General features: G+C 62.1%; 7 protein-coding genes and 2 rRNA genes. 4 read left to right on the forward strand and 5 right to left on the reverse strand.

What is annotated here, in order from left to right:
• Positions 1–350: 350 nt before the first annotated feature.
• Positions 351–902 (reverse strand): elongation factor P hydroxylase, encoded by a 552-nt coding sequence (locus BLT16_RS18475; RefSeq protein ID WP_089660269.1) that lies wholly within the window; start codon positions 900–902, stop codon positions 351–353.
• A gap of 169 nt (positions 903–1,071) precedes the next feature.
• Between BLT16_RS18475 and BLT16_RS18480 the strand changes: the two genes are divergently transcribed.
• The 3 genes from BLT16_RS18480 (at position 1,072) to BLT16_RS18490 (ending at position 4,352) form a co-directional block, all read left to right on the forward strand.
• Positions 1,072–2,520, forward strand: a complete 1,449-nt coding sequence (locus tag BLT16_RS18480; protein ID WP_422717940.1) for an MATE family efflux transporter — start codon at positions 1,072–1,074, stop codon at positions 2,518–2,520.
• A gap of 43 nt (positions 2,521–2,563) precedes the next feature.
• Positions 2,564–3,586 carry a DUF3080 family protein gene (locus BLT16_RS18485; RefSeq protein ID WP_245701765.1) on the forward strand — a complete coding sequence of 341 codons (1,023 nt, stop codon included), beginning with the start codon at positions 2,564–2,566 and terminating at the stop codon, positions 3,584–3,586.
• A gap of 76 nt (positions 3,587–3,662) precedes the next feature.
• Complete coding sequence (locus BLT16_RS18490; protein WP_089660270.1) at positions 3,663–4,352, forward strand: hypothetical protein; 690 nt, start codon at positions 3,663–3,665, stop codon at positions 4,350–4,352.
• 20 nt (positions 4,353–4,372) lie between these two features.
• Here BLT16_RS18490 and tusA read toward each other — a convergent pair whose 3' ends face one another.
• Positions 4,373–4,624, reverse strand: a complete 252-nt coding sequence (gene tusA / locus BLT16_RS18495) for a sulfurtransferase TusA (protein WP_089660272.1) — start codon at positions 4,622–4,624, stop codon at positions 4,373–4,375.
• A 55-nt stretch (positions 4,625–4,679) separates the two neighbouring features.
• On the opposite strand from tusA, the gene BLT16_RS18500 reads away from it, so the two are divergent.
• Positions 4,680–4,964 carry an antibiotic biosynthesis monooxygenase family protein gene (locus tag BLT16_RS18500; RefSeq protein WP_076747345.1) on the forward strand — a complete coding sequence of 95 codons (285 nt, stop codon included), beginning with the start codon at positions 4,680–4,682 and terminating at the stop codon, positions 4,962–4,964.
• Between the two features lie 5 nt (positions 4,965–4,969).
• On the opposite strand, the gene rlmM is transcribed toward BLT16_RS18500, so the two are convergent.
• The 3 genes from rlmM to BLT16_RS18515 all read right to left on the reverse strand — a co-directional run.
• Positions 4,970–6,037 carry a 23S rRNA (cytidine(2498)-2'-O)-methyltransferase RlmM gene (rlmM, locus tag BLT16_RS18505; RefSeq protein WP_089660274.1) on the reverse strand — a complete coding sequence of 356 codons (1,068 nt, stop codon included), beginning with the start codon at positions 6,035–6,037 and terminating at the stop codon, positions 4,970–4,972.
• A 489-nt stretch (positions 6,038–6,526) separates the two neighbouring features.
• Positions 6,527–6,642 (reverse strand): 5S ribosomal RNA (gene rrf / locus BLT16_RS18510).
• A gap of 81 nt (positions 6,643–6,723) precedes the next feature.
• Positions 6,724–6,835 (reverse strand): 23S ribosomal RNA (locus tag BLT16_RS18515); the annotation flags it as partial.

Raw genomic sequence — 6,835 nt, forward strand, 5'->3', positions numbered from 1 at the left:
GGCAGCGCTGCGCGCTGCATCGCGAATGAATTCGCTCCCACAAGAGTGATGGCACCAAGGCCAATGTGGGAGAGACTTTAGTCTCGATGGAGTTGATCTGACCCGGCAGCGCTGCGCGCTGCAATCGCGACTGAATTCGCTCCAACAAGAGTGATGGTGCCAAGGCCAATGTGGGAGAGACTTCAGTCTCGATGGGGTGGATCTGGTCAGGCAGCGCTGCGCGCTGCATCGCGACTGAATTCGCTCCCACTAGAGTGATGGCACCAAGGCCAATGTGGGAGAGACTTCAGTCTCGATGGAGTGGATCTGGTCAGGCAGCGCTGCGCGCTGCATCGCGACTGACGTCGCTCCTACGCTGGGAGTGGTGCATATGTGAAGCCCAACTCGATGGCCCCCTCACGCGAGTACCCCTGGTGATAATACGCCCTCAGCGCGGCTGCCAACGCCGCCGCTCGCGGCGGCAAGCCCTCCTCCCGGTAGCGCGCGGCGCGCGCCTCGACGCGCTGCCGGAAGGCATCGCGGTCGACCTTCACTTCGCCGAGATTATCAACGCTGACGTTGAACGCATGCCCGCAGGCCTCGGCGAGCAACAGTTCCAGCGCCTGGGGCGCCACCTCAGCATTCTCGAAGGCGCGCTGCTGTGCGGCATCACGACCGTCAGGCAGGTACCAGTAGCCATAATCCTCGAGCTGACGACGCCGCGCCCCGGCAATACACCAGTGGCTGATTTCGTGCAGCGCGCTGGCATAGAAGCCGCGTGCGAAGATCACCCGGTGGTAATCGCAGCGCTCATCCGCCGGCAGATAAAGAGGCTCATCGCCGCCGCGTACCAGCCGGGTGCGGTAGCCGGGCATGAACAGCCCGTCGAACAGGGCAATGATATCGTCCAACCGGTGGGTCACGCGTCTCTCCGCTCGGGAATTCGGAGTTGTCAGTATAAAGCCCTGCCAAGCAGGCGAAAATCCCTGCGACTTGCTAGACTATTTGCCTCGGTTCAAAACCTGACCAAACCGTCAGACTGCATGCGGGTACCAGGATGGGTACCCGGCCCTTCGAGAAGGAGTGTCACCCTTGGCGCTGTTCCGTTCCTCACTGCTGGCTCGCTCACGTACCGAAACCCGCCTGCTAATGCGCCTGGCGCTCCCCATCTGCGGCGCCCAGCTGGCCCAGGCCGGCATGGGCGTTACCGATGTGATGATGACCGGCCGCCTGAGCGCCGCCGATCTTGCTGCAGTCTCGGTGGGGTCGAGCCTATGGATGCCGCTAATGTTGTTCATGACCGGCACCCTGATGGGACTGACGCCGATCGTCGCGCAACTGCTGGGCGGCGGCAACATCGAGCGCATTCGTCCCAATGTCCACCAGGCGCTGTGGGTAGCGCTGGTACTCGGCCTGGTCGCCGGGCTGCTGCTGTGGTTCACGGTAATGCCCATCTTCCGGCTGATGAACGTCCCCGAGCACGTCGCCGAGCTATCTGCCGCCTATCTCTCGGCAGTCGCTTTCGGCATGCCCGGGGTAGCACTGTTCCAGGCACTACGGGCCTTCTCCGACGGCATGAACCATACCCGCCCTTCGCTATGGATCAGCCTGGTCGGGTTAGGCGTCAACGTGCCCGCCAATTACCTGCTGATCTACGGTGGTGACGGCCTGGTGGCGCTGTTCGGCCCTGGCCTGGTGGGACCACTGGCCGATATCCCGGCACTGGGTGCGCTGGGCTGCGGCATCGCCACCGCGCTATCGATGTGGGTGATGAGTCTGGCCATGGTGCTATACACCCGCCGTTCACGCGCCTATGCACCGGTGACGTTGTGGCACTCTCCAACGCCGCCACGCCGAAGGATGATTGGCGAACTTCTCTACGTCGGGGTGCCGATCGGCGTGGCGATCTTCGTCGAGGTCACCCTGTTCACGCTGATCGCGCTATTTATCGCCAGCTTCGGCGAAGTCGTCGTGGCCGGTCATCAGGTGGCACTCAACTTCACCTCTATCCTGTTCATGCTCCCGCTGTCGCTGGGCATGGCACTGACCGTGCGCGTCGGCAACACTCTCGGCGCGGGAAAACCCAAGCAGGCACGTTTCGTGACCTGGAACGGCATCGCCGTGTGTATCCTCATCGCCGGCATCAATAACCTGATTCTGTGGTTTGCCTCGGAACCCGTGATCGCGCTTTACACTCACAATGTCGAGGTCCAGCAGTTGGCGCTGTCGTTGATCGTGCTGGCAATGATCTATCAGGTGTCCGATGCGCTTCAGATCAACATGGCCGGCGCACTTCGTGGTTACAAGGACACTCGCATCATCATGGCCATCACCCTGGTGTCGTATTGGCTAGTGGGTCTGCTGGGCGGTCATTGGCTGGGTACCCGCGGCCTCGGCAACTGGCTCGACCCATTGGGCATCTACGGCTACTGGATTGGCCTGGTGGTCGGGCTGACGGTAGCGGCAGTGCTGCTGGGGCTGCGTCTGGATCGGATCAGCAAGGCGGTGAAAGATGGACGATGGCAGATTCCTCGTAGCTGACGTTTTACGTCACGCACGTGACGGGTGCTTTGCAGCGCTGTGCGTGCTGCTCGTCGGTTGCGGCGGGAGTGAGGCCGATGACCTGCTCAGCGACTATCAACAGCAGCTCGCCGAATCACTGGCCGTCAGCGCACCGGAACCCCAGCCGCCAGCAAACATCGGTGCCTTCCCCGACCAGGACCAGCGCCTGTTCGACATTCCCGAGCTGCGCGAAAGTCTGCTTAACGTCTACGCCCTGCGCGAGTGCCAGATAACGTCGCTGGTGGCCGAGCGCAACAACCAACTAGGCCGCGTCGCCGTGCCCAGTCAGCGCTGGTTGTATGAATTGGAACTGTGGCGACGCCTCGATGCCTGCTGGCGGTCAGAAGTACCGGACGCCCTCGCCGAAAGCGATCGCCAGCGCCTTGAACGCATCACCACCACCAAGACCGAGCATCTGCCATGGGCGAGCTGGAATGCCCTCTTCGGCTCCAGCGAATGGGTGGGTAGCTTTTCACGGGCCAGCCAGCCACTGCCGGTCGCGTCACAGATTGATTTCGACGCCCATCTGGCGGCGCTCGACTACCTACACGAGGCGGTTACCCATCAGTTCGACCCTGCTTGGCAGCCCGACGGCTCGACCCTCGCAGACCACCTTCAGGTGCTGAGTCGCGAACCCCTCACCGCACGCGTTCTGCGCAGCCTGATGCTTGCCAGCCAACGCCTCGAAGAAAGCAATCGCACCCTGGCTACAGCCCTGGAGCAGCCCGCGAACTGTCGGCGACTCGACGACTTCGACAGCAGTGCACTGCGTCGTGACACCAACGACTACCTGATGCACCTCGAAGCCCAGGGAGAGCGCTGGCTGGAGGCGGTAAATGCCGTGTTCGATGCCCATCCCGTGTCGCGCTCGGCACCGGAGCAGTACCGACAGACGTGGCTGGCCACCAGCGCCGACAACGGCGATGCGACAGCCCCTTGGCCCCGTTTCAGCCGGGCCCTGGAAGCCCACCGGGCACTGCTCGAACGCTGGTCGACGCAGTGTGCGTTGACCCAGCAACGTCAAGAAGATGGCCAACGGGGTTAACTTTACTCGCGTGACTGTGCTAATAGTGAATTCAGGCCGTTCCACTGCCGTTACAACGCGCTCAAGGAGGGTAATCATGGGAATCCCACTGTCCCCCCGCCCTGCCCAGATCATCGATCTGGAGGTCATGCGAAAACGGCTGCACGCCAAGCGTCGGCTGGTGCGCCTGGCGCCCGAACTGGATGGCCTGGAGATGCTCTATCATCTCTCCTCCGACCCGGACACGCTGTATGGCATGCCGCTACTGGCCTGGGGCCTGCGAGAAGATGGCGAGGTCGTCGGCCTGGTGCCGTGGATGGAGTCGTTGACGCCCTGCCATGAACTGGACGATCCCGAGTACGGGCACTTCGTCGGCTATCGCGATCCCGAGACCGAAGAAATCTTTACCGCCCCACCGGAGCATAAGCTCTTCGAACTCGAACATGCTGCCGCCTATTTCGACTACGAAGAGACCGATGCATCAACGCTGATCCAGCAGTTGCCGGACACCCTCGGTACTCATGCCCTGTGCATGGATGCTGAAGGCCAGCCGTGGCAGCTCAAGCAGGTATTCGGCTGGCGGCTCTACAGTGATGGGCAAGTCGAAGCGCTGCTGGTCGACGAGAGCAAGGTCGAGTCGACCCCGGTACTAGCCGGTGACGCCTGCCTCTATCCTGGCCACAGTCGCCATCGGGTGGTGTATTTCTTTCAGCGCGCCATCGCCAATCGCATCAAGGACGAGGATCCCATGACCCTCGAAGCCCTGGCGCTGATGGTGGCACGTTGAGTGATCAGTACCAGAGCCACCTAGCCGAGACGTACGAAGTACAGATAGCCGCCATCCTGTTCGCGCTGGTTAAGCAGTTCGTGGCCAAGGAAGCTACAGAACTTCGGGATGTCGCGGGTGGTCGCAGGGTCGCTGGCGATCACCTTGAGAACCTGGCCCGCCTGCATGTCTCGCACGCGGCTGTGCATCATCATGATCGGCTCGGGGCAATAGAGGCCGGTAGTATCCAGCTCCACGTCGTGGCTAGGAAGATCGTCGACTTGGTCGGCCATGGTCGTTCTCGTATCCTCTTGGGTAGATGAGTCAGCAGGTGAATGGAGTAGTCACATGATCAAGATCGTCATCGAGCGCCGCATCATGCCCGGCCTCGAAGAGGAGTACGAGCAGGCGGCCAGAGAAGCCATGCGGGCATCGGTTAGTGCGCGCGGCTTTATCGCCGGTGAAAGCCTGTGCGAGCGCCATCACCCTGAACGTCGCCTGCTGATCACCCAGTGGCGCGACCTCAGCGCCTGGAAGGACTGGCTTCACAGCAGCGAGCGCGAGCGTGTCATGCAGCGCGTCAAGCCGCTCCTTGCCGACGAAGAGCATATTCGCGTATACGAGCATCGCTGAGCGACTCAGTCGATCAGCCGCACATGCACCGTGACCTCTTCCCGGTCATGATACAGCTGTCGGCAGCGAATCTCAGCCGTCACCCTGGCCTCCTCGAGCGAGGTGGCCAATCCCTCGAGGCAGCGTTGTACTTCCGCCCAGCGCTGCTTCATTGGCAACTTGAGGTTGAACACCGCCTCCCGACACCAGCGTCGCACCAGCCAGCGCTCGACCATTTCGGTCACCCGCACCGGCTTGTCGACAATATCGCAGACCAGCCAGTCGAGACGATTGGGCGGCTCCCACAGGAAGCCATCCTCACGCAGATGCTCGACCTGGCCAGTGGCCATCAGTGCCTTATCCATGGGGCCATTGTCGATGGCATAGACGTACATGCCCTTGCGCACGAGCTGATAGGTCCAGCCCCCGGGGGCCGCACCAAGATCCGCTGCCTGCATGCTGTCGTTGAGGCGCGCCCCCCACTCATCGCGCGGCACGAAGACGTGCCACGCCTCCTCGAGTTTCAGGGTCGAGCGGCTTGGCGCTTCTCGGGGTGAGCGCAGCCGCAGAATGCCGCCGGGATGTTCGCTGCGGTTATTGGGGAAGCTCATCCCCAGCTGCACGCTGTCACCGGCCGTCCACCACAGGTGCAGGCGCCGCCCTCCAGCCTTACGGCGTAGGGCACCGCGTTTCTTCAGTACCGATTCCAACGGCCGTGCCAGTGCCTTGGCCAATCCACTCAGGGCCTTGCCGTCGTTGGTATCCGGAGTTTCCTGCCACAGCGATTCGAAGCTCCAGCCACTCGCCACCACTTGTTCAACGATCGGCGTCAGGCGGTCTTCGCGCGGCATTTGCGTCAGAGGCGCAAGCGCTACCAGGCTCTGGCGGGCAAAGACCAGCGAGCTGAGCGGTACATCGCGATGCAGCCCATTGATCGCCTCATCGCCGGCCACCACGAAGCGCACAAAGCCGCTATCCGGCGTGGCCTCGGCGTGGCCTGCCCAGCCCGCCAGCGCCGCTTTATCCTGAATCTCAGCGCACAAATCCGACTCGAAGCCGGGGCGACAGTAGAGCAACAAGTGCTGGGGAATCACGATTACCTCCTGTTGAAGGCAGGCAGTCTAGCCGGCCGCTAGCCGCCCCTCAAGCACCTTGCATAAAACGCCTGAAATGAAAAAACCCCAGCCTCTTACGAAGCTGGGGTTTTGGGATAAGTGCCTGACGATGATCGGGGCGGCCTCCCGATACTCGACTCGTCTCATCCTGAGACTCGCCCTTCGGGCCCGCTGAAGCGGTTCCCGTTTGTTCCCGACAAACGGGTCGCATGCGGGTGAGACCGCCCGGCCCTTCGCGGCACCGCCGCGAGGGCGGTCGAACGCCCCGAGCCGGCGAGGGGCCGGCCCGCGAAGCGGCCCCACGTATAAAGAGCGGGTTTCCCCATGCCCATGAAAAAACCCCAAGCACTGGATGCTCGGGGTTTTTTCGGAATAAGTGCCTGACGACCCGGGCGGCGCTCCGCTACTCTCCATGGGAGACCCTCAAACGGCGAAGCCCCGACCAATGGCCGGGGCTTCTAAATAAGTGCCTGACGATGACCTACTCTCGCATGGGGAGACCCCACACTACCATCGGCGCTGAGCGGTTTCACTGCTGAGTTCGGCATGGGATCAGGTGGTTCCCGCACGCTATGGTCGTCAGGCGAAAAACGAAGGAATCATGCCAACGATACGTCTCAACGCATCCGCAACTGCGTCGTAATCCACAGACCCCTTGGGGTTATATGGTCAAGCCTCACGGGCCATTAGTACACGTTAGCTCAACACATTGCTGTGCTTCCACACCGTGCCTATCAACCAGCTAGTCTCGCTGGGCCCTTCAGGAGGCGCAAGGCC

Source organism: Franzmannia pantelleriensis, from assembly GCF_900102875.1.
GTDB lineage: Bacteria > Pseudomonadota > Gammaproteobacteria > Pseudomonadales > Halomonadaceae > Franzmannia > Franzmannia pantelleriensis.

Excerpts from the sequence above, each read along its gene's own strand:
- BLT16_RS18490 (WP_089660270.1), top strand. The coding sequence starts at position 3,663 with ATGGGAATCCCACTGTCCCCCCGCCCTGCCCAGATCATCGATCTGGAG.
- tusA (WP_089660272.1), bottom strand. The coding sequence starts at position 4,624 with ATGGCCGACCAAGTCGACGATCTTCCTAGCCACGACGTGGAGCTGGAT.
- BLT16_RS18500 (WP_076747345.1), top strand. The coding sequence starts at position 4,680 with ATGATCAAGATCGTCATCGAGCGCCGCATCATGCCCGGCCTCGAAGAG.